The sequence below is a fragment of the Brevundimonas sp. genome, from assembly GCF_965278935.1.
Lineage (GTDB): Bacteria > Pseudomonadota > Alphaproteobacteria > Caulobacterales > Caulobacteraceae > Brevundimonas.
Genome location: NZ_OZ257124.1, coordinates 2,765,190 through 2,790,816 on the forward strand (window position 1 = coordinate 2,765,190; position 25,627 = coordinate 2,790,816).

24 protein-coding genes are annotated in these 25,627 nt (G+C 67.8%); 7 read left to right on the forward strand and 17 right to left on the reverse strand.

Translation table 11 applies throughout. From position 1 onward, the window contains the following. Positions 1 to 23: 23 nt before the first annotated feature. From ACQY68_RS13790 to petA, 6 genes are all read right to left on the reverse strand, one after another. Complete coding sequence (locus ACQY68_RS13790) at positions 24 to 1,667, reverse strand: M28 family metallopeptidase (RefSeq protein ID WP_428150079.1); 1,644 nt, start codon at positions 1,665 to 1,667, stop codon at positions 24 to 26. A gap of 33 nt (positions 1,668 to 1,700) precedes the next feature. Next, complete coding sequence (locus ACQY68_RS13795; protein ID WP_428150081.1) at positions 1,701 to 2,402, reverse strand: TMEM175 family protein; 702 nt, start codon at positions 2,400 to 2,402, stop codon at positions 1,701 to 1,703. A gap of 243 nt (positions 2,403 to 2,645) precedes the next feature. Next, positions 2,646 to 3,407, reverse strand: a complete 762-nt coding sequence (locus tag ACQY68_RS13800) for a siderophore-interacting protein (RefSeq protein ID WP_428150083.1) — start codon at positions 3,405 to 3,407, stop codon at positions 2,646 to 2,648. A gap of 134 nt (positions 3,408 to 3,541) precedes the next feature. Next, on the reverse strand, positions 3,542 to 4,402 hold the full coding sequence (locus tag ACQY68_RS13805; protein ID WP_428150084.1) for a cytochrome c1: 861 nt from the start codon (positions 4,400 to 4,402) through the stop codon (positions 3,542 to 3,544). A gap of 5 nt (positions 4,403 to 4,407) precedes the next feature. After that, positions 4,408 to 5,736 carry a cytochrome b gene (locus ACQY68_RS13810; protein ID WP_428150086.1) on the reverse strand — a complete coding sequence of 443 codons (1,329 nt, stop codon included), beginning with the start codon at positions 5,734 to 5,736 and terminating at the stop codon, positions 4,408 to 4,410. A gap of 8 nt (positions 5,737 to 5,744) precedes the next feature. Next, on the reverse strand, positions 5,745 to 6,287 hold the full coding sequence (gene petA, locus ACQY68_RS13815) for a ubiquinol-cytochrome c reductase iron-sulfur subunit (RefSeq protein WP_428150087.1): 543 nt from the start codon (positions 6,285 to 6,287) through the stop codon (positions 5,745 to 5,747). Between the two features lie 196 nt (positions 6,288 to 6,483). On the opposite strand from petA, the gene ACQY68_RS13820 reads away from it, so the two are divergent. Both ACQY68_RS13820 and ACQY68_RS13825 read left to right on the forward strand, forming a co-directional pair. Further along, positions 6,484 to 6,951: a tRNA (cytidine(34)-2'-O)-methyltransferase gene (locus ACQY68_RS13820; RefSeq protein WP_428150088.1), complete on the forward strand. Its 468-nt coding sequence runs from the start codon at positions 6,484 to 6,486 to the stop codon at positions 6,949 to 6,951. 36 nt (positions 6,952 to 6,987) lie between these two features. After that, on the forward strand, positions 6,988 to 7,521 hold the full coding sequence (locus ACQY68_RS13825; RefSeq protein WP_428150090.1) for a hypothetical protein: 534 nt from the start codon (positions 6,988 to 6,990) through the stop codon (positions 7,519 to 7,521). 1 nt (position 7,522) lies between these two features. Here the strand turns inward: ACQY68_RS13825 and ACQY68_RS13830 are convergent, their stop codons facing one another. From ACQY68_RS13830 to ACQY68_RS13840, 3 genes are all read right to left on the reverse strand, one after another. Continuing rightward, entirely contained in the window at positions 7,523 to 8,776 is a 1,254-nt protein-coding gene (locus tag ACQY68_RS13830) for a dipeptidase (RefSeq protein WP_428150091.1), read from the reverse strand. 77 nt (positions 8,777 to 8,853) lie between these two features. After that, the gene (locus ACQY68_RS13835; RefSeq protein ID WP_428150093.1) at positions 8,854 to 10,146 is read right to left on the reverse strand and encodes a M20/M25/M40 family metallo-hydrolase; all 1,293 of its coding nucleotides are present in this window, start codon (positions 10,144 to 10,146) and stop codon (positions 8,854 to 8,856) included. Between the two features lie 59 nt (positions 10,147 to 10,205). Then, a complete protein-coding gene (locus ACQY68_RS13840; RefSeq protein WP_428150094.1) occupies positions 10,206 to 10,673 on the reverse strand; it encodes a hypothetical protein in 468 nt (155 codons plus the stop codon). A 103-nt stretch (positions 10,674 to 10,776) separates the two neighbouring features. Between ACQY68_RS13840 and hemF the strand changes: the two genes are divergently transcribed. After that, entirely contained in the window at positions 10,777 to 11,664 is an 888-nt protein-coding gene (gene hemF, locus ACQY68_RS13845; RefSeq protein ID WP_428150096.1) for an oxygen-dependent coproporphyrinogen oxidase, read from the forward strand. 1 nt (position 11,665) lies between these two features. Here hemF and ACQY68_RS13850 read toward each other — a convergent pair whose 3' ends face one another. Next, a complete protein-coding gene (locus ACQY68_RS13850) occupies positions 11,666 to 12,394 on the reverse strand; it encodes a glutamine amidotransferase-related protein (protein WP_428150098.1) in 729 nt (242 codons plus the stop codon). A 60-nt stretch (positions 12,395 to 12,454) separates the two neighbouring features. Between ACQY68_RS13850 and ACQY68_RS13855 the strand changes: the two genes are divergently transcribed. After that, positions 12,455 to 12,769 (forward strand): antibiotic biosynthesis monooxygenase family protein, encoded by a 315-nt coding sequence (locus tag ACQY68_RS13855; RefSeq protein ID WP_428150099.1) that lies wholly within the window; start codon positions 12,455 to 12,457, stop codon positions 12,767 to 12,769. Positions 12,770 to 12,952: 183 nt separating this feature from the next. On the opposite strand, the gene rlmJ is transcribed toward ACQY68_RS13855, so the two are convergent. After that, positions 12,953 to 13,771 (reverse strand): 23S rRNA (adenine(2030)-N(6))-methyltransferase RlmJ, encoded by an 819-nt coding sequence (rlmJ, locus tag ACQY68_RS13860; RefSeq protein WP_428150101.1) that lies wholly within the window; start codon positions 13,769 to 13,771, stop codon positions 12,953 to 12,955. Positions 13,772 to 13,860: 89 nt separating this feature from the next. On the opposite strand from rlmJ, the gene ACQY68_RS13865 reads away from it, so the two are divergent. Together ACQY68_RS13865 and ACQY68_RS13870 are read left to right on the forward strand one after the other, a co-directional pair. Then, a complete protein-coding gene (locus ACQY68_RS13865; RefSeq protein ID WP_428150103.1) occupies positions 13,861 to 14,199 on the forward strand; it encodes a hypothetical protein in 339 nt (112 codons plus the stop codon). Next, positions 14,199 to 15,215, forward strand: coding sequence for a DNA topoisomerase IB (locus ACQY68_RS13870; protein ID WP_428150104.1), 1,017 nt, complete (start codon positions 14,199 to 14,201; stop codon positions 15,213 to 15,215). The genes ACQY68_RS13865 and ACQY68_RS13870 overlap by 1 nt, the downstream gene beginning before the upstream one ends. On the opposite strand, the gene ACQY68_RS13875 is transcribed toward ACQY68_RS13870, so the two are convergent. The 4 genes from ACQY68_RS13875 to ACQY68_RS13890 form a co-directional block, all read right to left on the reverse strand. Next, a complete protein-coding gene (locus ACQY68_RS13875) occupies positions 15,212 to 15,529 on the reverse strand; it encodes a hypothetical protein (protein ID WP_428150107.1) in 318 nt (105 codons plus the stop codon). The two genes, ACQY68_RS13870 and ACQY68_RS13875, sit on opposite strands and share 4 nt — an antisense overlap. A gap of 125 nt (positions 15,530 to 15,654) precedes the next feature. Next, positions 15,655 to 16,707 (reverse strand): L-threonine 3-dehydrogenase, encoded by a 1,053-nt coding sequence (tdh, locus tag ACQY68_RS13880; RefSeq protein ID WP_428150108.1) that lies wholly within the window; start codon positions 16,705 to 16,707, stop codon positions 15,655 to 15,657. Beyond that, positions 16,704 to 17,900, reverse strand: coding sequence for a glycine C-acetyltransferase (locus tag ACQY68_RS13885; protein ID WP_428150110.1), 1,197 nt, complete (start codon positions 17,898 to 17,900; stop codon positions 16,704 to 16,706). The genes tdh and ACQY68_RS13885 overlap by 4 nt, the downstream gene beginning before the upstream one ends. 74 nt (positions 17,901 to 17,974) lie before the next feature. Further along, a complete protein-coding gene (locus tag ACQY68_RS13890; protein ID WP_428150111.1) occupies positions 17,975 to 18,895 on the reverse strand; it encodes a DUF4232 domain-containing protein in 921 nt (306 codons plus the stop codon). Between the two features lie 96 nt (positions 18,896 to 18,991). Between ACQY68_RS13890 and acs the strand changes: the two genes are divergently transcribed. Then, positions 18,992 to 20,923 carry an acetate--CoA ligase gene (gene acs, locus ACQY68_RS13895; protein ID WP_428150113.1) on the forward strand — a complete coding sequence of 644 codons (1,932 nt, stop codon included), beginning with the start codon at positions 18,992 to 18,994 and terminating at the stop codon, positions 20,921 to 20,923. Positions 20,924 to 21,116: 193 nt separating this feature from the next. On the opposite strand, the gene ACQY68_RS13900 is transcribed toward acs, so the two are convergent. Then, complete coding sequence (locus tag ACQY68_RS13900; RefSeq protein WP_428150114.1) at positions 21,117 to 22,424, reverse strand: alpha/beta hydrolase family protein; 1,308 nt, start codon at positions 22,422 to 22,424, stop codon at positions 21,117 to 21,119. Positions 22,425 to 22,447: 23 nt separating this feature from the next. Then, positions 22,448 to 25,591: a TonB-dependent receptor domain-containing protein gene (locus ACQY68_RS13905; protein WP_428150115.1), complete on the reverse strand. Its 3,144-nt coding sequence runs from the start codon at positions 25,589 to 25,591 to the stop codon at positions 22,448 to 22,450. Positions 25,592 to 25,627 lie beyond the last annotated feature (36 nt).

Here is a 25,627-nt window from a genome sequence, read left to right on the forward strand (position 1 = left end):
CATTACCTTTTCGTCATGAAAGGCTAGCGACGCTCCGCCGCGCTCGCCGCCCGGGCCGGGCCGAACTCCGAGCCGTCCTTCCACTGGGGCCAGTCGCGGCTGTTGGCCAGCGCATGGCCCAGCGACCAGTAGACCTGCAGGTCCTGGATCTGGCCGGAATAGTCCCAGTCGGCCGACCATTCGTCGTCGGCCTGGTGATAGCGGTTGGCGGTGTAGGCACTGCGGGCCGCCAGACGGTCGGCGATCGGCTCATCGACGAAGTCCCCGGTCGACTTGGCGTAGGCCATGGGCACCCCGCGCTTGGCCAGCGGGAAGTGGTCCGAACGGAAATAGGTGCCCGAGGCCGGATTGCCGTCCGGCTGGATCGTGCGTCCCTGCCCCTCGACGATGGCGGCCATCCGCTGGTCGAAGTCCGACTGGCCATAACCCACGACGCCGAACGCGGCCGTGCGGCCATAGACGTTGGCCGAGTCCATGTTCACCCCGCCGACCGTCGTCGCCAGCGGATAGATCGGGTTGGCGGCGTAGTATTCGGAGCCCAGCAGGCCGCTCTCCTCGGCCGCGAAGCCGATGAAGACGATCGACCGCTCGGGCCGTTCGCCGGCGGCGTAGACCCGCGCGAGTTCGATCAGGCCGGAGATGCCCGAGGCGTTGTCGACGGCGCCGTTGAAGATGGCGTCGCCGTTGGCGTCCGGCGTGCCGACCCCGATGTGATCCCAGTGGGCCGTGTAGAGGAAGGTCTCGTCCGCATGGGTCGTGCCCGGCAGGCGGCCGAGAATGTTGTGCGTTTCGATCCGCTGCGAGGCCACGTCGAACATCACATCCATCTCCGCGCCCTCGAGCGTCACCGGCTGGAAGTCACGGCTGCGCGCCTGAACCTTCAGGGCCTCGAAATCCAGACCGGCGTGCTGGAACAGCTGGACGGCGACGTCGCGCTGGATCCAGCTTTCCATCGGCACGCGCTCGTCGGCGTTCTCGCGCACGATGTCGAACTGCGGGCCCGACCAGGAGTTGCGGACCGTCGTCCAGCCGTAGGACGCCGGATCGGTCTCGTGAACGATGATGACGCCTGCCGCGCCCTGACGCGCCGCCTCCTCGTACTTGTAGGTCCAGCGGCCGTAGTAGGTCATGGCCCGGCCACCGAACGTATCCAGCGCCGGCTCCTCGAAGTCGGCGTCATTGACCAGCACGACCAGGATCTTGCCGGTCATGTCCTGGCCCTTGAAGTCGTCCCAGTTCCGCTCGGGCGCATGGATGCCGTAGCCGACGAAGACCAGGGGCGCGTCCATCAGCATCACGTGGCTCTCGCCCGGACGCCGGCTGGAGATGACGATCTGTTCGCCCTGGGTCAGGCCTTGCGTCCAGTCACCGACGGTCAGCTGGGCCTGGACCTCCGACGCCGTGAACTTGTTCAGGGCCACGGCCTGGGTCCAGCCGCCATTGTCGCCGCCGGGTTCCAGCCCGGCCGCTTCGAACTGGCTGGAGAGGTAGTCGATGACCTTCTGCTCCGCCGGGGTGGCGATGCCGCGGCCCTCGAATTCGTCGGCGGACAGGATGCGGATGTGTTCGGACAGGCGGGCCGCGTCGAACGTCGGCTCCTGGGCGCTCGCCGCGAACGACAGGGACAGACCCGCGAGAAGCGCGGCGACGGCGGTGAGCGAACGCATGAAAATCCTCGGCGAACTGAATGTCGGCGGAGGTTAGGGGCCTGTGGCTGCGCTGTCGACTTGCGTCGCCCGCGACATGGCGCGCGCGTGGAAGATCGACGCGATCCCGATCAGCGCCGGCACGCTCATGTAGACGAAGCCCCCGGCCCAGGGCGCTGCGGCGTCTGGCGCGGTCAGGGCGATCAGGATGGACGCCAGCGAGGCCGCGGACAGGATGATCCAGTTCTGGATCCAGATACGGGCGCTGACGGCCTGGACCGGACTGGCTGTCCCCTGCTTCAGATGATGGCGATAGAGGGCCGCGAACATCAGCGAAAGCGACAGACACCCCGCTCCGTAGGCGACGTAGAGGAAGCGCAGATCCTCGATGCCGTTGATCAGATCCCCGCCGGGCAGGATGCCGCCGGACAGGGCGTGGAGCGCCGACTGCATCATCAGCCTGAGCGGGAAGACATAGAGCAGGACCACGAACACCAGGGCCACGCTCAGAGCCGTCGACAAGGCGTCTCGCAACGGCCAGAGCCGGCCCAGATCGCGATAGCTCAGCCAGAACATGACGATCAGGGCGAAGCTGGCCCCGTAGGCCGGAGCGCTCAGGAACATCGCCCGCATCTCGGCCAGAGAGCTCGGCGGATCGCCCCCGCCCGCGACCAGCAGGGTCACGGCGAAAGCGAAGGCGGCGTCGACGAAGGCGTCGAGCCTGCGAGCCATTTCCAGCCTGGGAGTGTCGGTCATGACCGACACTGTGCCTCGCTCATTCCGTCGACGCTACTGCTCAGGCGGACGGCCAGTCGGTGTCGCCGAAGCGGCGCAGATCCATTTCGATATAGGGCAGCGGCGGCTGGCCCTCGCGGACAGAGTGGCCGACCTCGTGCCAGCGGTCGTCCTTGATCGTGGCGACATACCGGATGGTCGCGCCAGGGCCTGCTTTTCATCTAGAATGGCACGCGCGATCGTCCGATACCGGCGCGTACCGCTTCAGGTCAGCTTCTCATGCGCATCGGCCTCGCCCTTGCGCCAGTAGGCGGCGGCCTTCAACCAGTCAGTGTTGACTTGGGGTCGTTCGATCAGATGGGCTCGGATCGCGCGGGCGACGGAATGCTCGCCGGCGACCCAGCAATAACCTTCGCCGTCCGGCAGTTCTATCGCCGTCAAGGCCTCCAGCAACGGCGACGGATCGTCTGCCCGCGACAGGGGTCTGTGGACCCAGCGGATGTCGGCGGGTGCGAGCGAGGTCAGGGGGATTTCCTCCTCCGGGCCCGCGACCGAGATCAGCACGAAGGCCCGGGAGGCGGCAGGCAATTCCTCCAGCCTGCGGGCAATCGCAGGAAGGGCGCTCTCGTCGCCGATCAGCAGATACCAGTCGAAGGCATCGGCCACGACCATGGAGCCGCGCGGTCCGCCGACGGACAGGGCGTCGCCGACCTTGGCCCCTCGCGCCCAGTCGGCGGCGGGGCCAACCTCGTGCAGGGCGAAGTCGAGGGTCAAACTGCGTGCGGCGATATCATAGGCGCGCGGCGTGAAATCCCGCATCGGCGGACGCTCTCCCTCCGCCAGTTCGCGCTCCGGCGGGAAGAACAGTTTGACGTGGTCGTCGTAGCCCAGACTGACGAAGTCGGAGAGATCGTCTCCGCACACCACCACGCGCAACATTTTGGGTGTCAGAGTTTCCACGGCGGCGACGGTCAGATCACGCCGTCGGAGATCGTGCCGAACGCGACTGATGCGGGTGGTGTCCATGGGCGATCCTTCAAGGGCGTTTGATAAAAGATATATCTCCCGTCATTATCTTGCAAGCGTCTCGCATCTGGACGCGAAAAAGCCCGCCGGGCGGACCCGACGGGCTAATTTCTGCGACGTGAACCGGCAGCGCGCTAGTGGGCAACGCCCTTCCAGATGCGGCGGTAGCTGGCGTAGGTGATGCCGGCGAAGATGGCGAGGAAGGCGAGGACGCCCACGCCCGACTGTTTGCGCTCGGTCGCCTTGGGGTCCGAGGACCAGGCGATGAAGGCGGCGACGTCCTTGGACATCTGGTCGACCGTGGCTTCCGTGCCGTCGTCGTAGGTGACCTGACCGGCACTGGTCAGCGGCGCGGGCATGGCGATGAAGCCGCCGGCCGGGACGTGTTCCGGATCGCCGTCCCAGAACGGGGTCATGTCGCCCGACATATACGGGTTGTAGTGCTGGGTCGCCGTCATCCGCAGGCCGGCCGGCGGGGCTTCGTAGCCCGACAGCAGGGAGTAGATGTAATCGGCGCCGCCGTGACGGGCCTTGGCCATCACGGACAGGTCGGGCGGAGCTGCCCCGCCGTTCGCGGCGGCCGCGGCCGTGCGGTTCGGATAGGGGTTCGGGAACTTGTCCGCCGGGGTCGCCGGGCGACGGATCGCCTCGCCGGTCTCGGTGTCGATGTCCGCGACCTCGATCTCGGCGGCCAGGGCCCGCACGTAGCGGTTGGCGGCCGGGTTCTCGGCGTGCGGGTCGTAGAACGGCCCGCCCTTCTCACCGAGGGTCCGGAAATGCATCAGGTCCATCGAGTGGCAGGCGGCGCAGACCTCGCGATAGACCTTATAGCCGCGCTGCAGCTGGGCCTGATCGAAGGTGCCGAACGGACCGTCGAAGGTGAAGCCGCCCGAACGCGGGTGATGGGCGCCGCCCTCGGCCAAGGCCGGGGAAGCCGCACCGACGGCCGCGATGGCGGCGATCGAGAGGGCCAGTTTGCGAATAGAAATCGACATCGCGATCAGCCCTTCTTTTCTGCGTCGGCGGGAGCGGCGGCGGTCATCGCGGACGGTCCCGACAGGACCGGCTCGGAGATCGAGGCCGGGATCTTCAGCGGCGTCTCCTTCAGGCCCACGAAGGGCATGATCACGAAGAAGAAGGCGAAGTAGTAGAGCGTGGCCAGACGGGTCAGCCACAGATAGCTGTTCAGATGACCGTCGATCAGGACGAAGCTCGGCATGCCGGGGACCACCGGGGCGTCCGGCAACTGGGCGCCGCACCAGCCCAGGATCAGGCCGACCAGCACGAAGATCAGGAAAAAGATCTTCATGGTCGGACGATAGCGCATCGACCGCACCCTGGACGTGTCCAGCCAGGGCAGGATGAACAGCACGCCGATCGAACCGAACATGGCGACCACGCCGCCGAACTTGTCCGGAATGGCCCGCAGGATCGCGTAGAAGGGCAGCATGTACCACTCGGGCACGATGTGGGCCGGTGTCTGCAGCGGGTTGGCCGGGATGTAGTTGTCGGCGTGGCCCAGGGCGTTCGGCATGAAGAAGACGAACACGGCGAACAGCATCAGGAACAGGATGACCGCGAAGCCGTCCTTGACCGTGTAGTAGGGGTGGAACGGGACCGTGTCCTTGGCCTCGCGCTCCTTGGGGATCAGGATCCCGACCGGGTTGTTCTGGCCGGCCGTGTGCAGGGCCCAAAGGTGCAGCACCACGACGCCGAAGATCACGAACGGCAGCAGGTAGTGCAGCGAGAAGAAGCGGTTCAGCGTAGCGTTGTCGATGGCCGGGCCGCCGCGCAGCCAGATCAGGATCGGCTCGCCGATGACCGGGATGGCCCCGATCAGGTTGGTGATGACCTCGGCGCCCCAGTAGGACATCTGGCCCCACGGCAGGACGTAGCCCAGGAAGGCCGTGGCGATCATCAGGAAGAAGATCACGCAGCCGAGGATCCAGATCATCTCCCGCGGCGCCTTGTACGAGCCGTAGTAGAGGCCGCGCAGCATGTGGATGTAGACGGCCACGAAGAACATCGACGCCCCGTTGGCGTGGACGTAACGGATCAGCCAGCCGCCGTTGACGTCGCGCATGATGCGCTCGACCGAGGCGAAGGCCATCGCCGTGTTCGGCTGATAGTGCATGGCCAGGAAGATGCCGGTGGCGATCTGCGTGACCAGGCACAGCGTCAGGATGCCGCCGAACGTGTACCAGTAGTTCAGGTTCTTCGGCGTCGGCAGCGACAGGTAGTCAGCGCCGAAGCGCACGATCGGAAGCCGGGTGTCGAGCCACTTCTCGACGCCGGTCTTGGGAACGTAGGTGGATTCGTGTCCGCTCATGGTCTCTCTTACCCGATCCGGATGGTGGAGCCGGCGGTGAATTCGTATTCCGGCACGACCAGGTTCTTCGGCGCCGGCCCCTTACGGATGCGACCCGAGGCGTCGTAGTGCGAGCCGTGGCAGGGGCAGAACCAGCCGCCGAAGTCGCCCGAACCGAAGGTCGGGATGCAGCCCAGGTGGGTGCAGGAGCCGATCACGACCAGCATCGGCTCGTGGCCTTCCTTGGTGCGCTCCTGGTCCGTCTGCGGCTCCTTGAGGTCGGACGCGTCGTTGTCGGCGATCACGCGCTGCAGCTCGGCGGCGGTGCGGTTGCGCACGAACACCGGCTTGCCCTGCCAAGTGATGACGATCTGCATCCCCTCGGCGACCTTCGACGTGTCGAACTCGACGGTCGACAGCGCCAGGGTGTCGGCGGCCGGGTTCATGGAGTTGACCAGCGGCCACACCACCATCACGCCCGCGCCGGCGGCCGCGGCGCCGGCCGCGATATGGATGAAGTCCCGGCGGGTGGCGTCACCTTCGGGATGTTCAGTCACGACCGATTCGGCCACGTCTCACCTCTGTAAAACTCGGATCGCGGGCTACCGTGTGGAGACCCGTGCACGAGGAAATGTCCTTAGCGCCCCGGCGAGGTTTCGACCCGGTCAGGCTTTGCGGCTCATCGCCGCAAGTCGCTGTGGTTACTTGAGAACCACTCGCAATACTGACCGCGACAAGACCCCTGCCCGCGCGTATGAGGGCCTTAGAATGCGTCTCGCCCTTTTTCAACCGGCCATTCCCCAGAACGTGGGCGCCTGTATCAGGCTGTCGGCGTGTTTCGGGGTCGGGCTGCACATTATCGAGCCCACGGGCTTCCTGTTCGACGACCGCGCCATGAAGCGTGCGGCGCTCGACTATGGCCCCCTGTCGCACATGACGAGGCACGCCGACTGGAACGCGTTCCAGGCCTCGCGGGGCCCCGGGCGGCTGGTCCTGTTCACGACAAAAGGCGCGACGCCCCTGACCGACTTCGTGTTCCAGCCCGACGACACACTTCTGTTCGGCTCGGAAAGCTCCGGCGCGCCCGACCACGTCCATGCGGCCGCCGACGCCCGGGTTTTTATCCCCATCCTGCCTGAGGCCCGCTCGCTGAACCTGTCGGTCAGCGCCGGAATCGGTCTGTTCGAAGGTCTGAGACAGACCGGCGGCGCCCGGTCCTCGCCGCGCACCGGCTGACGTGCCACTGTCGTCGCTCAGGCAGGAGCGCGCGGCATGGGTCTCTTCGACATCTTCACCGGCGGCTCGAAGCCGAGCAGCGCGCGGGTCGGGACGGCCGAGCTCCGCGAGACCCTTCTGGCTGTCAACCGCGAGGGCGCGCCTTGGCTGATCCGCGACGGCGCGAAGGAAAAAGTCGATCTCGTCGCCGAATGGAAGATCGTCGACGCCGCCTGGTACGAGATCTTCGCCAAGGCCGGGATCAAGCGCGTCTTCAAAATCCTGATGAAGTTCGACGAAGCCTCGGGCCAGGTCCGTTCGGTCGACCAGGAGTTCCAGGTCGAATGGCGGGCGGGCGTGCCGTCCCTGAGCGACCTGTCCGTCATCGGCGGCGGGGCCGGGTTCAGCGGCTTCCGCGGCCAGTCGTGGGAGATGAGCACCGAAACCGTCTGGGCCTTCCGCGAGGAGGACCTGAGCTGGGGCAAGGTTTACAGCTATACCTTCAAGACCGACGAGATGAAGAAACCACTGGAAGCCGCCGCCAGGCAAGCCGGCTGGGGGTGGCGCGGCGTCGCTTTCGGCAAGCTTTAGCCTACTCCGGCGCGCCCGCCGTCGCGATGACAGCCAGCGACGGCCGCTCGTCCGCCTTCGACGCCGCCACGGCCTCGACCGCCCGCATGACGCGCAGCACGTTCTCGCCGGCCAGCTTGCGGATGTCGCCCTCTGTCCAGCCCGCCGCCATCAGGGCGGCGAGAATGCGCGGATAGGCGTCCACCCCCTCAACCCCGGTCGGGAGGCTGGTCACGCCGTCGAAATCGCCGCCCAGTCCGACGTGGTCGATCCCGGCCACATCGCGGACATGCTGGATGTGAGCCACAACGTCGGCGATCCCGGCCGTCGGTTGCGGATGGGCCGCGTCCCACGCCGCCGTGCCCGCCGTCACCGCCGCCGGATCACCCGGGCTGAGGGCCAGCAGTCGCGCCGCCTCGGCCGCCCGATCCGCGTTCCATCTCCGGACAGCCTCCGAGATGAAGCCCGGCACGAAGGTCACCATGACCACACCACCGTCGTCCTCCATGGCGCGCAGCACGCTGTCGGGCACATTGCGCGGGTGGGCGGTGACCGCCCGCGCCGAGGAGTGGGAGAAGATCACCGGCGCCTCGGACACCCGCATCGCGTCGACCATCGTCTCTTCCGAGACGTGGCTTAGGTCGACCATCATGCCGATCCGGTTCATCTCGCGCACGACGTCCTCGCCGAACGGCGACAGCCCGCCCCACTTCGGCGCGTCGGTCGCGCTGTCGGCCCACGAGGTCGTCTTCGAATGGGTCAGGGTCATGTAGCGCACACCCGCCTGATGGAACTCGCGCAGCAGGCCCAGCGAATCGTCGATCGAATAGCCGCCCTCGATCCCCATCAGCGACGCGATCTTGCCGGCCCCGTGGATGCGCTCGACGTCGTCGGCGGTGGTGGCCAGTTCGAAGGTCTCGGGATGGGCGGCGACGATGCGGCGGACGGTGTCGATCTGTTCGAAGGTCTCGCGCGCGGCTTCCGTCGGGGTCAGCACGGCCGGAACATAGACCGACCAGAACTGCCCGCCGACGCCCCCGGCCCTGAGGCGCGGGATGTCGGTGTGTAGCGCGGTCGAGGCGTCGAGATTGGTCGCCAGGTCCACCGCGTGCGGGTCGTTGCCGTAGCCCTGCCGCAGCGCCCACGGCAGGTCGTTGTGCCCGTCGATCAGGGGCGTGGTCCGCAGGATTTCGCGCACCCTCGCCTCGCCGTCCTGGGCGACTGCGGGAGCGGCCAGGGCCAGCATGGACACGGCGAGCAGGCAGGAGCGGATCATGGCGACCTCCGGAAAAGATGAGGGCGGAGACTGGCAGACGTCGGCGTCCGAGGGAAAGCGGCGATCGGTCGCTTGCCCTATTCGCCGAGGCTGAGCCGCCCGATCAGCACCGCCGCGCGCTGCGACTGGCGCACCAGGCTGTCGAGATCGATCGACTCGCCCACGGCATGGGCGCCCGCCCCCGCCGTGCCGAGCCCGCCGAGTGTATCGACGTCGGCGGCCACGAAACCACTGTCCGCCGCCCCGCGCCTGGCCGGATCATAGGGGGCCATCACCGGCAGGCCGAGGTCGCGATTGACCGCGTTCAGACGCTCCAGCAGGGCCGTATTGCCCGGCGTCGGCGCCATCGGCGGATAGCCGTCGGGCGCGAACTCGAGCTCCGCCGTCGTTTTCGGCAGGTGATCCTCCACGATCCCCGCCATCCGCTCGCGGACGCGCGCGTCCTGTTCCGGCGTCAGGGTGCGCAGATCTCCCCGCGCGATGGCCGTCTCGGCCACGATATTGGTCTTGCCCGAGGCCGTGACGCGGAAGCCCGCCGCGTCTATCTCGGCCGGAGTCCCGCCTGCGACGACGCCGACATTGTAGGTCAGGTTCGGCTCCGGTAGCTCGCGCCGGAAGGTGTCGAGGATGCGGGCCATCTCGTAGATCGCGCCATAGCCGAGGTTTTCCCCGAACACGCCGCTGGAATGGCCCGTCCGACCACCGGTGGTCAGGGTCCAGCTCGACGAACTGCGCCGCGCGATGGTGCCGAACTCCTCGCCGTCTTCGATGGCCAGCCCTTCGAACTCAAGGGCGAAGTCGGCGACCCGCCCGGCCTCGATCAGGTCGCGGCGGGCGACCTCCAGCGGCGAGCCCGGCCGTTCCTCGTCCCCGGTCAGGACCACCGTGACGTTCGATCCCTCCAGCGTCCCGGCCGCCTGCATGGCCCGGAGCGCGGCAATGATCACCACAACCCCGCCCTTGTCGTCGCCGATGCCGGGGCCGGTGGCCTGCGAACCGTCGCGCACGAAGGTCTGGAACGGACTGTCGGCCTCGAACACCGTATCGAGGTGGCCGATCAGCAGCACATTCCGGCCACCGCCGTCATGAGTCGCGATCAGATGTCCTGCGCGGCCGGTGGCCGACATGTCGACCCAGCGCACCTGAAAGCCCAGCGGCTCCAGCTCGGCCCGCACCATCTCGCTGACCGTCGTCACGCCCGCCAGGTTCAGGGTGCCGGAGTTCACATCGACCAGGCGCTCCAGCAGATCGATGTGGCGGTCGTGCTCGGCGACCACCGTCGACATGATCGTCCGCTCGGCCTCGGGCATCTGGGCCAGCGCGGGCGTCGCGAGGGCAAGGCCCATCAGGGCGGTCAGGATCGGACGCATGGACGGTACTCGCTGTGGAGCCGCGACCGTGGCCGACGGCGTCCGGCGAGTAAAGCGCGCTAGTGGTTGCCTCGTACCGGAGTGGGCAGGACCGTCGGCTGTATTGCGGGCGTCCGGCCCGGGCTCTGCGGCTGGACGGACGCCGGAGCCACGGTTGCGGCCGGTTCGCGACAGCCGCGGCCGGCGTGCAGGCCGTTCAGATAATACCAGCGGTTCTGGATCGCGGACCGCTCGGCCTCGTCCCGATCCCGGGCCGGCTGGCGCACGGCGTCAGCGCCCGCGACGGCCAGTCCGGCGCCGGGCACCAGCAACGAGGCGCCCGACTTGGCCAGATTGCCCAGCGAACTTAGCCAGCCGCCCTGGGGCGTGGCGTCACCCATGACCTCGCTCAGCTGGGCCGCCTCGTCGCCGATCTGGGCGCAGGTCAGGCTTTCGTCCGCCTCGCGGAACACGCCGGACTCCTGTGCCGAGGCCGCGCTCGCGCACGACAGGGCGGTCGAGAGGATCGGGATCAGCAGGCGTCGCATCGTGAAATCTCCTGACAGCCCCCTGTTCCAAACGGCGGCGGACCCGTGCGGTTCATCCGGCTCCGGCGTGACCTCGCGCGCGAGACGTGATTGAACGCCGCCCATGAGCCAGGTCCCCCTCCCCGACGCCGATCCGCTGGACCTGAAGAAGGTGGAGACCCGCGCGTGGTTCGAGGCCCTGCGCGACCGCATCCACGCCCGCTTCGAGGCGCTGGAGGACGCGGCGCCCCCGGACCTCTTCCCCGGCGAGCCCGGGCGGTTCGTGAAGACCTCCTGGGCCCGCCCGGCCGGGGGCGGCGGCGTCATGGGCATGATGCACGGCCGCCTGTTCGAGAAGGTCGGCGTCCACGTTTCGACCGTCCACGGCGAGTTCCCCGCCGACTATGCGAAGACCGTCCCTGGCGCCGACGAGGACCCGCGCTTCTTCGCCACCGGCATCAGCCTGATCTGCCACCCGGTCAGCCCGCGCGTCCCGGCCGTGCACATGAACACCCGCTTCATCGCCACGACGAAGAGCTGGTTCGGCGGCGGCGGCGACCTGACGCCCGTGCTCGACGTTGACCGCAGCCAGAAGGCCCCGGACACGGTCGCCTTCCACGCCGGGATGAAGGCCGCCTGCGACCGCCATGACCCGACCTGGCATCCGAAGTTCAAGGCCTGGTGCGACGACTACTTCTTCCTGACGCACAGGAACGAGCCGCGCGGCACGGGCGGCATCTTCTACGACCACCATGACTCTGGCGATTACGAGAAGGACTTCACCTTCACCCGCGACGTCGGCGAGACCTTCCTCGAAACCTATTCGGCCATCGTCGAGCGTCGCATAACCGAGGCCTGGACGGCGGACGAGCGGGAAGAACAGCTGGTCCGTCGCGGCCGCTACGTCGAGTTCAACCTGCTCTACGACCGCGGCACGATGTTCGGCCTAAAGACCGGCGGCAATGTCGAGTCGATCCTCAGTTCGATGCCGCCCGTGGTGAAGTGGCCCTAGGCTAGATCCCGCTGCCCTCGCCCTCGACCGGCGGCGGGGTCAGCATCAGGAAGGCGCGGATCCAGGCCGTCAGCACCGCCCGGTCGTTGGAGCGCGAGAGGCTGGCCATGGCCTCGTCCGCCAGAGCTTCCGGTATGCGCGTCCCCCGCCTGCTCTCGACCAGGGCGGCGGCGTAGTCAGGCTGGAACTCCGGATGGCACTGGAAGGACATGGCGTCATCCCAGGCGAGCCCTGCGAACGGCGTGAAGTCACTGGCCGCGATCACCCTCGCATCGGCCGGCGGGGTCAGCACCTGATCCTGATGCGACACCGGGATGGCGATGGAAGCCGCGCGCGGGAACATCCACGGCTCGTCCGCCAGCACCCGATACCGGTGCAGGCCGACGCCCCAGCCCCTGTCCGACCTGGCGACCTCGCCGCCGAAGGCCTGGGCCATGATCTGGTGCCCGAAGCAGATGCCGACCAGCCGTGTCTTTCCGCGCGCCGACCGGAGCCAGTCGCTCAACGGGGCGATCCACGGCAGGTCGTCATAGACCCCTGCCGCCGAGCCGGTGACGATCGCGCCCTGAAACGCGCCCGGGTCTTCGGGCAATCGTCCCGCCTGAACGTCGAACCGCACCGTCGCCACGCCTTCGCCGAGCAGGGCCCGGAACCGCGCCGGATAGTCGTCGAACGCATCCTTCAGCGCCTCGGGCGGCTTGCCGGTTTCCAGGATCGCAATCGGTTTCATGGCTCCATAGGGACCGCTCCGCGATGGCGGGACAAGGGCAAAGACGCTACAGGCCCGCACATGACCGATCCGGACGCCGACATCGCCCCCGTGGTTCTGATCAACGTCTTCAAGGTCCAGCCCGAGAAGCAGGATGAACTGCTGGACCTGCTGGCCGCCCTGACCCGCGCCCAGGTCGGCCTGCCCGGCTTCGTCTCGGCGACCCTACACCGGGGCCTGAACGGCAAGACGGTCGTCAATCAGGCGGTCTGGCGCTCCGTCGACGACTGGAAGGCGATGACCCGCACCGCCGCCGTCTCCAACGCCATGCTGCCGATCATGGCCATCGCGACGTTCGAGCCGAACCTCTACGAGGCCGGCGAAGTCATCGAATAGGTCTGCGTCCGGATCTGACGCGGCGGCATGCTAGCGGGGACCGGCCACGGTCTTTGACAATCCCGTCACCGCTCTCCTGGCCTCCCGCGGCCGGACCCGGCGGACTCGGCGGACTCGTTTTTTCAGGAGTCCGGCAGGCGCCGGACGCGCCGGACCCGGCGGACTCATTTTTCGGGAGTCCGGTCAGGCACGCCACACCTCGGCCTTCGCCCCGGCATCCCCCAAGGTCCTCGCCACCCAGCCGCAGATTTCCGCCGCCGCCGCATCAGCGCCCTCCGGCGGATTGACCACCACCATGGCGCAGCCGTTCATCTTCATCGGATTGGTGAGCGGCCTCAGCCGCGCCTCCGCCACCAGGGTCGGCGCCCTGGTTCCCGAGGCCAGCCGCCGCAGGAAGCCGTCGAACGTCTCCAGATCCTTCAGCGGCGTCCAGATCGCGACCACCGCCGTCGCGTCCGCCCTGACGATCGCCGCCGCCGTATCGGCGGCCCGCAGATAGTCGTCCGGCCGTTCGAACGGCGGGTCGATCAACACCAGCGATCCGCCCGCCTGCCGCGCCTCCGCCAGGACCAGATCGTAGCCGTCGCCGATCTCGCCTCGCGCATTGGCGAAACCCGACAGACTCTCGCGCAACAGACCGGCCACCTCCTCGCGCAGCTCGAACCCGACGTAGGCGTCTGCGGCCTTCAGCGACCTGGCTGCCAGCACCGGCGACCCCGGATAGAAACGCACCCCGCCTTGGGGATTCAGGGCCGCGACCTCAACCGCCAGCGCCTCGATCAGAGTAGGCCGGTCCGCCGCCGCCATGAGCCGCTCGACCCCGGCCTCAGCCTCCCGCGACCGCGTCGCGTCGCCGGTCAGGTCGTACAGCCCCGCCCCCGCATGGGTGTCGAGAACGACCACCGGTCCCGCCGCCTGCCGCGTCTTCAGCAGCCACAGGACGAGGGCGTGTTTGACCAGGTCGGCGAAGTTTCCGGCGTGGAAGCTGTGGCGATAGTTCATGTCGCTCCGTCCCCTTCCCGACACTCCGGGTCAAGAGGAACCGCGTGGTTCCGTGCAGCGTTCGCCGACTCCCAGATACGGACCGAACAATGGCCACGCCAGCCCTTACCGAGAAACAGCGCACTCCGCCCGCCGCCGTTGCGAAAGAGGCCGAGAAGGGCCTCAAGCTGCGCGAGGAACACGGCCGGAGCGGCACCGAGGTTGGTCGTCGACGGGCCAGCCAGCTCAGGAACCGGGAGACGGTATCCGAGCGCGACATCAAGTCGATGTATTCCTATTTCGCCCGCCACAACGTCGATAAGCGCGGGAAGAACTGGGCCAACAAGGACCAGCCGTCCGCCGGCTATATCGCCTGGCTGCTGTGGGGCGGAGAGCCCGGCCGGACCTGGGTGGACGGCCTCCACGCCAAGCTCGACAAGGCATCGTGATGGCCTACGACGCCGCTCACGACGCCGAACGCGTGATCCCCAAGGGCCTGACCTACTGCAGCGACGCTCATCCCGGCCTGACTCGCGTCAAGTCCGGCGCGGGCGTCTCCATTCGCGACGCCGACGGCAAGGCGATCAAGGACGCCAAGGTGCTGGACCGCATCCGAATGCTGGCCATCCCGCCGGCCTGGACCGACGTCTGGATCTGCCCGCGCGCCTCCGGCCACATTCAGGCCACCGGCCGCGATCTGAAGGGCCGCAAGCAGTACCGCTATCATGACGACTGGAGCCACCACCGGTCGGAGAACAAGTTCGACAAGCTGCCCGCTTTCGCCCGCGCCCTGCCGAAGCTGAGGGCCCGCGTCGACCACGACCTGTCGTCACGCGGACCCGGCAGGGAGAAGGTGCTGGCGACCGCAGTCCGCCTGCTCGAGATCACCCTGATCCGCGTCGGAAACGCACAGTACGCCAAGGCCAACCGCAGCTATGGTCTGACCACGCTGCACAAGCGCCACCTCGAAGTGGATGGCGCCGGCCTCAGCTTCGCCTTCCGGGGCAAGAGCGGGGTCGATCACAAGGTCAGCGTCAGGGACCGCCGTCTGGCGACCGTGATCAGGGCCATGCGGGAGCTGCCCGGCCAGCAACTGTTCAAGTACCGCAACGCCGAGGGTGACCTGTGCCCCATCACCTCCGACGACGTGAACGCCTATATCCGCGACGCCATGGGCCAGCAGTTCTCGGCCAAGGACTTCCGCACCTGGGCCGGCACCGTCTCCGCCGCCCGCGCCCTGCGCGACATGGAGCCTCCGACCTCGGCCACGGATGCGAAGCGCAAGATCACCGTCTGCGTGAAGGCTGTGGCGGGCCTCCTCGGCAACACGCCGACGGTGTGCCGCTCGTCCTATGTCCACCCGTCGGTGTTCGAACTCTACGAGACCGGCCGCATTGGCGACGTCCTGCCGGGGCCGGAAGCGAAGAGTTTCGAGGCGGCCCTGATCAAGGCCCTGAAAGCCTAGGCCCGGGACCAGAACCCCAGCGTGGGCTTGCCGATCGGGGAGCCCGCCTCCTCCACTCGCGCGAGGATCAGCGTCCTGAAGGCATCGGCCAGTTCGTCGCCGCGCAGCAGGCGCAGGGACTTGATGATCCGGGTGATCCTCAGATGGTTGTGATCGCTCGCCGTCAGCCAGTGGCCGTTGCGGTAGTAGAAGATCGCCAGCCGGTCCGTCGCCGCGGCCAGCGCGGCCTGGGCCGACAGGGACTCGCGGATCGCCTCTATATCCTCGTCCGTAAGAGTCGGCGCGTTCGGCTGCGCACCCGACCGCTCCCGCAAGGGGAACAGCCACTGGATGAAGTCGTGCGCCTGCTCGAGGGCGACGTCGTCGAAGCGGATGACCTCGAAGACATCCCGCCCCGCACCGTCCGTCCCCTCGCCTGTCAGGAAGGCGACAATCGGGGTCAGGCTGCCTTGTCCCAGTCGAGGATGACCTTGCCCGACTGACCCGACTTCATGGCGTCGAAGCCCTCGCGGTAATCGGCATAGGACAGGCGGTGGGTGATCAGCGGTTCGAGGTCGAGACCGGCCTTGAGCAGGCCCAGCATCTTGCGCCAGGTCGTGAACATTTCGCGACCGTAGACGCCCTTGATGGTCAGGGCCTTGAGGATGATCGCGCCCCAATCGGTCTCCATCGGCTTGGACGGAATGCCCAGCAGCGCCATGCCGCCGCCCATGATCAAGGTGTCGACGCATTGCTTGAAGGCGATGGGCGAGCCCGACATTTCCAGAGCCACGTCGAAGCCGACCTTCAGGCCCAGTTCCTTCATGACGTCGCGGAGGTCTTCCTTGGTGGTGTTCACCGTGCGCACGCCCGGCGCGACCTTCTGGGCCAGCTCCAGACGGAAGTCGTTGATGTCGGTCAGGACCACGGTGCGGGCGCCGGCGTGGCGGGCGACAGCGGCGGCCATCATGCCGATGGGCCCGGCGCCTGTGACCAGCACGTCCTCGCCGAGCAGGTCGAACTGCTGGGCCGTGTGCACGGCGTTGCCGAACGGGTCGAGCATCGAGGCGACCTCGTAGGACACATCGTCGGGCAGCTCGATCACGTTGAAGGCCGGGGCCACCACGAACTCGGCGAAGGCGCCCTGGCGGTTCACGCCGATGCCGCGCGTGTGCGGGTCGAGGTGGAAATGGCCGGCGCGGGCGGCCTCGGAGTTCAGGTCGATGACATGCCCTTCGGCAGAGACGCGCTGGCCGATCTTCAGCGGACGCTGGACGTCAGAGCCGATGGCGACGATTTCGCCCGAGAACTCGTGGCCCGTGATCATCGGCGTCGGCACGTTCTTCTGGGACCACTCGTCCCAGTTCCAGATGTGGATATCGGTGCCGCACACGGCCGTGCGGTGCACGCGGATCAGCACGTCCTCGGGTCCCGCCACAGGGATGGGGGCATCGATGAGTTCGAGGCCCACCTCAGGGCGCATCTTGGCCAGGGCCTTCATTGTGGTGGTCATTTGATCACTCCCAGTTCTCTGCCGGCCGTCGTGAACGCCGCGACCGCTTGATCGATATGTTCGAAGGTGTGCGCCGCCGACATCTGCGTCCGGATCCGCGCCGCGCCGCGCGGCACCACCGGGAAAGAGAAGCCGATGACATAGACGCCGAGCTCCAGCATCCGCGCCGCCATTGTCTGGGCCAGCCTGGCGTCGCCGAGCATGACCGGAACGATCGGGTGTTCGCCGGGCAGCAGGTCGAAGCCGGCGTCGCTCATTGCGTTGCGGAAGCGTGCGGCGTTCGCGATCAGCTGGGCGCGCAGCTTGTCGCCCTCTTCGCCCTGGGCGATGCGGATGGCTTCGAGCGACGCGCCGCAGACGCTGGGCGCGAGGGCATTGGAGAAGAGGTAGGGCCGCGCCCGCTGCTTCAGCAGTTGAACCACCGCCGTCGTGGCGCAGATGAAGCCGCCCATGGCCCCGCCCAGCGCCTTGCCGAAGGTGCCGGTGACGAAGTCGACCTTGACCCCGTGGTGGGCATAGGAGCCCCGCCCCTGCGGACCCAGGAAGCCGGTCGCATGGCAGTCGTCGACCATGATCAGGGCGCCGTACCGGTCGGCCAGAGCGCGGATTTCGTCCAGCTTCGCGATATAGCCGTCCATCGAGAAGGCGCCGTCGGTGGCGATGACGATGTCGCGCGCGCCGTCGGCCCTCGCCTGTTTCAGCTGGGCTTCCAGATCGGCCATGTCGGAGTTAGCGAACCGGTAGCGCCTGGCCTTGCACAGGCGCACGCCGTCGATGATCGAGGCGTGGTTGAGGCTGTCGGAAACGATGGCGTCCTCTGCCCCGAACAGGGGTTCGAACAGACCGCCGTTGGCGTCGAAGGCGGCGGCGAACAGGATCGAATCCTCGAAGCCGAGATAGTCGGCGATCGCCCGTTCCAGCTCCTTGTGAATGTCGAGCGTGCCGCAGATGAACCGGACCGAGGCTGTGCCGGCGCCGCGCTTCTCGGCCGCCGCATTGGCCGCCGCGACAACGCGGTCGTCGCCGCCGAGGCCCAGATAGTTGTTGGCGCAGAAGTTGAGGACCTTGCGGCCCCCGACCTCGATCACCGGTCCCTGGCGCGATTCGATCACTCGTTCGGGCTTGGTCAGCCCCTGCGCATCGATATCGGAAAGCTCGGCCGCGACGCGGTCGTGAAAGCCTGTGGTTTGCATGGCGGGTGGCTACGCCCTTTCGCGGATGGTTTCCAGCACCACCAAGTCCCTTCTCCGCTTGCGGGGGAAGGAAATCAGGTCGCTGACGCCGCTCGAACGGGCTCAGGCGCCGGACCCGGCTCCACGGCGGCGCGGAACGGATTGACCCGGATACGTCCGCCGCAGGGCGTGAAGGCCAGGGGGATGGCCAAGGCCGCCGTGTCGCCGGGGATCAGCACCCGCACCCGCGCCGCCGACGGACAGACCCGTTCGCCATTGCCTTCGTTGGGCACGACGTTCCAGGCGATGTCGAAGAAGGCTTTGCCCCCGACCGGAATGTTCACCGGCGTCGCGGTCTGCGGGTTCTGGTCGGAGCGGATCGTGGTCAGGGCGCGCCCCTGACCGTCCAGCAGACTGACGGCCGGATAGCCCGAGACGCTGCACGGCGCGGTCCCGGCATTGGTCACGCCGAAGACATTGACCCGGTTGCCGGCGCCCGCGTCGCCGGTCTCGGAGTTCAGGCGCAGCTGGGCTGCGCGGCAAGGCGTCGAGGCCGGCAGGACGCCGCCCGGCGCCGGCTGCGGCGTCGTCGGCGCGCCCGGAACCGGCAGGGCCGGATTGGCCGACGGGCGGCTGCAGCGTTCCAGCACGGCGACGCCGACGTCCTCGTTCGGCCCCAGGCGGCTCAGGGTTGCGCTTTCCGATCCGTCGCGGGTGGCGATCCACCATTCGAGGCCCGAGCCGGAATAGCGAGCGCCGGAACCGGACGGGACGAGCCGAAGGGCGTAGGTCTGGCCCTTGTAGGCGACGCTTGCGGTGGCCGTGTCGGGGTACTGGACCGTCACCGTCTGGCCGCTCTCGCAGGCATAGCCGATGGGCGGGGCGGTCGGCGCCGTCGGCTGGGCGACCGGCGGCGTCTGGTTCACGGGTTCGGCGGGCGCTTCGCCCTCGCGCGTGCAGGCGGACACGGACATCGCGCCGATCACGGCGGCGACGAGAAGGCGGTTCAGGCTCATGATGATCCCCGGTGAATGCTCAAGGTTAACGCCGTTCTTTGCGATTGGCTCCCCTTCGCTCGCGGACCTCGCTAGGTTCGGACCCAGGAGATGCTCATGACCGACCGCGACCTGTATCCCGTTCCCTCCGACTGGGCCGAACGAGCCCATATGGACGCCGCCGGCTACGAGGCCGCACGGGCCGCGGCGCGAGAGACGCCGGACGCCTTCTGGGCCGAACAGGCGAAGCGGCTGGACTGGATCACGGCGCCGACGGTCATCAAGGACGTGTCGTTCGACAAGGACGACTTCCGCATCCGCTGGTTCGCCGACGGGGTGCTGAACGTCGCCTGGAACTGCATCGACCGGCATCTGGCCGAGCGCGCCGACCAGACGGCGATCCTGTTCGAGGGCGACGATCCGTCGGTCTCGGGCGCGATCACCTATGCGGAGCTCCACCGTCAGGTCTGCCGCATGGCCAATGTGCTGAAGGACCTCGGCGTCGCGAAGGGCGACCGGGTGACGATCTATTTGCCGATGATCCCGGCGGCGGCGGTGGCCATGCTGGCCTGTGCGCGCATCGGGGCCGTTCATTCGGTCGTGTTCGGCGGGTTCTCGCCCGACAGCATCGCCGGGCGGATCGAGGACTGCGGTTCGAAGATCGTCATCACGGCCGACGAAGGGCTGCGGGCGGGGAAGAAGATCCCGCTGAAGGCCAATGTCGACGAGGCCCTGACCAGGGTGGCGGTCGACAAGGTTCTGGTCATCGCCCACACCGGCGCGGACGTGCCGATCGTCGAGGGTCGCGACGTGCGGTTCGAGGAGGCGGTGGCCGGCGTGTCGGACGACTGTCCGTGCGAGCCGATGAACGCCGAGGACCCGCTGTTCATCCTCTACACCTCGGGCTCGACGGGCAAGCCCAAGGGGGTGCTGCACACCACCGGCGGCTATCTGTTCTGGGTGTCGTGGACGCATGAGCTGGTGTTCGATTATCGGCCCGGCGAGGTCTTCTGGTGCACGGCCGACGTGGGTTGGGTCACGGGGCACAGCTACGTCGTCTACGGCGCCTTGGCGAATGCGGCGACGACCCTGATGTTCGAGGGCGTGCCCAACTATCCGGACAACCGCCGCTTCTGGCAGGTGGTGGACAAACACAAGGTCGAGATCTTCTACACGGCGCCCACAGCCCTGCGGGCCCTGATGCGCGACGGGGACGAGCCGGTGAAATCGTCGAGCCGCAAGTCTTTGCGGCTGCTGGGTACGGTCGGCGAACCGATCAATCCGGAGGCCTGGCGCTGGTATCACGAGGTGGTCGGCGAAGGGCGTCTGCCGATCATCGACACCTGGTGGCAGACCGAGACCGGCGGGGCGCTGATCGCCCCTCTGCCCGGCGCCACGGACCTGAAGCCGGGCTCGGCGACCAAGCCCTTGCCGGGGGTAGAGCTGGAACTGGTCGATGCCGAAGGCGGGGTGCTGGACGGCGCGGCGTCGGGCAATCTGTGCATCACCGACAGCTGGCCGGGTCAGATGCGGACGGTCTGGGGCGATCACCAGCGGTTTTTCGACACCTATTTCTCGACCTATCCCGGCAAGTATTTCACCGGGGACGGCTGCCGGCGGGACGAGGACGGCTATTACTGGATCACCGGGCGGGTCGACGACGTCATCAACGTCTCGGGCCACCGGATGGGCACGGCCGAGGTCGAGAGCGCCCTGGTGCTGCACGAGGACGTGGCCGAGGCCGCCGTGGTCGGCTTCCCCCACGACATCAAGGGTCAGGGCATCTACGCCTATGTGACGCTGAACAAGGGCGTCGAGCCGCACGACGACCTGAAGAAGGCGCTGGTGGCGCAGGTGCGGCACGAGATCGGGCCGATCGCCGCGCCCGACGTGATCCAGTGGGCGCCCGGGTTGCCGAAGACCCGGTCGGGCAAGATCATGCGGCGGATCCTGAGGAAGATCGCGGAGAACGACCTCGGGTCGCTGGGGGATACGTCGACCCTGGCGGATCCATCGGTGGTGGATGATCTGGTGAAGAATCGCAATTGACCTGCCCTCTCCCCTTGCGGGAGAGGGAGCCCGCGCACGACGGCGCAGCCGTCGTTCTGGCGCGGTCGGGTGAGGGGTGACACTCGGCATCAGGCCGTGCGCTGGTCGAGTCCTCACTGGCCAGACCGGGAGTCACCCCTCATCCGACCTCGCTTCGCTCGGCCACCTTCTCCCGCAAGGGGAGAAGGGGAAGCTAGTTCGGCACGAAGTCCGGGTCGATCAGGCAGGGCTGATTGTAGGCTTCCGCTCGCGACCGACACGCCTCCAGCACATCCGCCGCATCCGGCTTCTCGCCCGTGTCCAGCCAGTGGGTCATGGCGATCAGCATGCCGGCGTACTGGGAGATGCTGAGTTGGCTGTGCAGCGCCTCGGTCGTGAAGACCTGGCTGAGAAGGTTCGACCGGCCCGCCCCGGCGACGGTGCGGGCGTAGATCGCCTCGTGGCCAACGAAGACTGTCGGGTCATAGCGGGCGTGCATCGTCAGGGTTGGCAGGACGATGTTCCCGGTCAGGTCCGCGTCGTAGGCGAGCGCGGCGACCGCGGCAGGGTCGGCCTCGAACCGCTCGACGCCCTGGTTCAGGGCGACGTCGTCGTCGGAGCCCTGGTAGGTCGTGCCTGCGTTTGAGAACGGGTTGCCTCCGTCCAGCCGCTTCCAGACCATGTCCTGAAACAGGTTGGTGCCCCAGGCGAGGTGGGCGACGAGGTTGTCGGCCGTCACCCCGATCACCGACAGGATGTTCCGCAGCGCATCGGCCTGGGCGCGCGTGCGGGCCTCGGGCGCGAGGCTGAGGCCTGTGCATTCCTCGACCCGGGCGGCGATGTCGGCCCGGGGCATTGAGGCGCCCTCGGGCAGGCCTTGCCAAAGGGGGTATTGGGTCTCGGTCGGGCGCGGGTGGTTGTGGCAGTAGAACTGGTAGACCGCGCGCAGGTCGGCGCGGAATGTGTAGCCGCGCGTGCCGCCGGCGACGAGGCCGCTGGTCAGGATGACGCCGTCGTAGTTGCGCTCCCCATCCGCCGAGACGGCGTAGAGTTCGGCCGCCTTCGCGGCGACGTTGCCACCCCAGGACTGGCCGTGAAGGATCGTGCGTTTCGGCTTGCCGAACGCGTCCCAGACGATCTGGCGCAGGTCGTCGGTATCGGCCGCGGCCATCCGCACGCCGTAGCCGCCCCGGCGATAGGTCGAGCCGGCCCATGCATAGCCTTCGCTGACCATGACGGAGAAGCGTTCAAGGTCTTCGACCGGATCGGCGCGCTGGGGCTCGGCCGTGCGCGGGCCGCCGTGGGCGTGGACGATCAGGGTTCCGTTCCAGTCACGTGGATACGCCGTCCAGAACCAGGCCCCGTCCGCCGACCGGCCGGACGAACAGGTCGTCCCTTCGGGCAGGCTGGCGAGGCAGGTCGCAGGCTCGGGCGCGATGGCCTGGGCCGAAACGGGGTCATGGAAACCCGCCCCGGCCCAGATCGCCCCTGCAACGGTCAGGATCGAAACTACTGAACGCATCGTCCTTCTCCGTCGCAAGCTGTCTAGAACTCCTTGGCCATCGAGACGTACCAGTAGCGCCCGTAAGGGCGATAGAGGGAGCCGAGGTAGCCCGAGGAGGACAGCGGCGGACGCTCGTTGGTGATGTTGCGCGCGCCGAAGCGGATGCGGCTGTTGGAGGCGAAGCCGTTGTTCTCTTCCCACTCGTACTGGGCGTAGAGGTTGCCGGTGACCTGGCTTTCGACCTCCCAGGCGTTGCCGGCCGTGTCCAGCAGGTTCGTGTCGTTCACTGCCGAGATGTACTGGGTGAAGGCGCCGACCTGCCACGGGCCCTGGCTCCAGGTCAGGGAGCCCGACAGCTTCCATTCCGGACGACCGTTCTGGGCCAGCAGGTTGCTGGAGTCGGGCAGAGGCGTGGCGGCGTTGATCGTGCCGGCCGCGCGGGCGGCATAGAGGGCGTCGACGGCCGGACCCGCTTCACGGCTGAACTTGATCAGCTTGGCGGCGTCGATGTTGACGCGGAAGCTGCCCAGCGGGGTGTTCCGCAGACGCCAGTTGAAACCGATATCCATGCCCTCGACGTCCTGCGGCAAGAGGTTCACGAACCGGTCCGAGATCGAGGTGATCACCCCGACCGGCGTGATGCCCGTGCCGGCGAACAGGGCGATGTCGTCGGCGTTGACCGGGGCGCGCGTGACCAGGGGGTTGGAGCGACCCTGGACCCGTTCTGCGTAATCCAGAACCACGGCGTTCGGACCGCCGAACAGGCCGACGATCTTCTCCTGCTGGATCCTCCAGCGATCGACGGTGAAGGTGAAATCACCCCACTCCGCCGGGATGAACTGGGGCTGGAAGACGACGCCATAGGACTGGTTTTGGCTCTCTTCCGGCTCCAGATCCGGGTTGCCGGAGACCAGCAGGGAGGCGCCGATCGAACGCGAGCAGGCGCCGAAGGTCGCGATCCGTCCGGCCCGCAGATCCGCCTCGCAACGGATGTAGTCGGGGTTGGTCGAAAGGCGGCCGTAGGTGGCGGTGTTGACCTGTTCCAGGTTCGGCGCGCGGAAGCCTTCCGAGTAGGAACCGCGGATGCGCAGGCCGTCGACGATGTCCCAGGCGGCGGCGATCTTGGGTTTGGCGACGTCGCCGAAGTCCGAATAGTGCTCGGCGCGACCGGCGATCTGGATCTCCAGATTGTGGACCAGCGGGATGTTCATTTCCGGCGATACGACCGGCACGGCGAACTCGATATAGGCCGAGGTCACGGACCGCTCGCCGTGGGTGTCGGGGTTCTGGCTGACGGCGATGACGTTTGACAGCTGGACCGCGCCGGTGACCGTGTCCCGGAACGGGTTGGAGCCGTCCAGGTTGGAATCGCGGTCGTCGTCCTGGGTTTCCCTGCGCGCCTCGAAGCCGAAGGCGACGCCGACGTCGCCGGCCGGCAGGCTGAACAGATCGCCGCGCGAGACCTTGAAGTCGTACAGCGCCAGCGTCGTCTTGCTCTCACGCTTCAGGGTGAAGGTGATGGCGTCGAGCGCCGTCTGCGAGCTGGGCGTGCAATCGCCGAAGCTGGTCTGGGCGATGCAGCCGCCGCTGAACGGGTTGTAAGCGTCCGGCGTCGACAGGGCGAGCGAGGCCTGCAGCGCCTGGGTGTTCACGGCGAGGGACTCGTCGACCGCCTCGGCTTCCGAATAGAGGAGCGCCGTCTCCCAGTCCCAGCCGCGCCATTCGCCGCGCAGGCCGCCGAGGGCGCGGGCCTGGTAGTTGGTGACGTTGACCTTCTGATAGCCGGCGTCGACGAAACGGTACTGGTTCAGGGTGATGGCCAGGCCCGTGACCGGCACATTGGTCAGGCCCGGGATGCGGTTGGGGTTCACCTGGCCGTTGGCGAAAGTGACCGGGCCGAACGGGTTCCAGTAGTTGGTCGTCGGGATCGTCAGCGTGTTCAGATTGATCACCGGCGGCTGAACCCGCTGGGTGTCGGCCGTATAGTAGCCGAGCTCGCCGAAGGCGGTGACGCTGTCGTTGATGTCGTAGTGGCCCTGCAGGAAGACGTTCAGGCGCTGGGTGTCCGGCAGGATGGTGGTGCCGGGCGCCGTGTCGAAACGCAGGTCGCGCTGAACCCCGTTGAAGGTCAGGGCGCCGGAGCCCAGGCAGACGTTGGCGTCATTCGCGTTGGGAACAAGACAGCCCGTCAGGGTCGTCGGCTGGATATGGAAGGCGCCGGCGGCCGTGGTCAGCGACGTCGTGCCGCGACGGATCGCCGTGGTCGCTCCGACGACTGCGAAATTGCCCCAGGCGCCGCGCGTGTTGCGGAAGTCGGGCGTCAGGCTGGAGGCGAAGGCCTCATTCCCCGCGAACAGGAAGCGCAGGTTGTCGGTCGCCGTATACTCCTGGTCCTCGGCGCGGAGGGCCGCACGGTCCGTGTAGTCGATGTAGGCTGAGATATTGCCGCGGTCGAAGTCCTTGCCGGCGAAGACGCCGAGGTTGAACTCCTTCAGATGGGTGCCTTCCGCGCCGCCGTACTGGGCGTTCATCTTCAGGCCGTCGAAGTCGTCCTGAAGCACGGTGTTGACCACCCCGGCCACGGCGTCGGCGCCGTAGATGGCGGCCGCGCCGTCCAGGAGGACCTCAAGGCGCTCCAACCCGGTCACCGGGATGGCGTTGGAGTTGTAGCTGAGGACCGGGACGGTGCCGGTGTCCGACGTGCCCTGGCTGGTCGGGTGCTGCACGATGCGGCGGCCGTTCAGCAGGACCAGGGTGTTGCCGACGCCGAGCGAGCGCAGGTTCACCGAGTTCACGTCGCCGCGCGCCGCGTTCGAGGTCTGGGGGTTGTTGGCCGCCGAGAACAGGACGTCGCCCATCTGGGGGATCGAGCGCAGCAGATCGTCGCCGTTGACCGCGCCGGTGGCAAGGATCTGCTCTTCGCTGAGCACCGTGACCGGCAGGGCGGCGGTGACGTCCGCGCCCCGGATCTGAGAGCCGACGACGACGATGTCATCGACCGACGAAGCGTCGCCGTCCTGCTCCGCCTGGTCGGCGATCGACTGGGCGGCCTGCGACAGCTGGGTCGAGGACGGCACGGGGGCCGGCGTCTGTGGCGTGGTCGACTGCGCCAAGGCGGCGGGCGCCAGGCTCAGAAGGGCGGCTGCGGCGGTGGTCGCCAGCATCGCGGTCCTGTTGGTGTTCATGGTCATCCTCCCAAAGTCTTTTTGTTTTCAGGCACG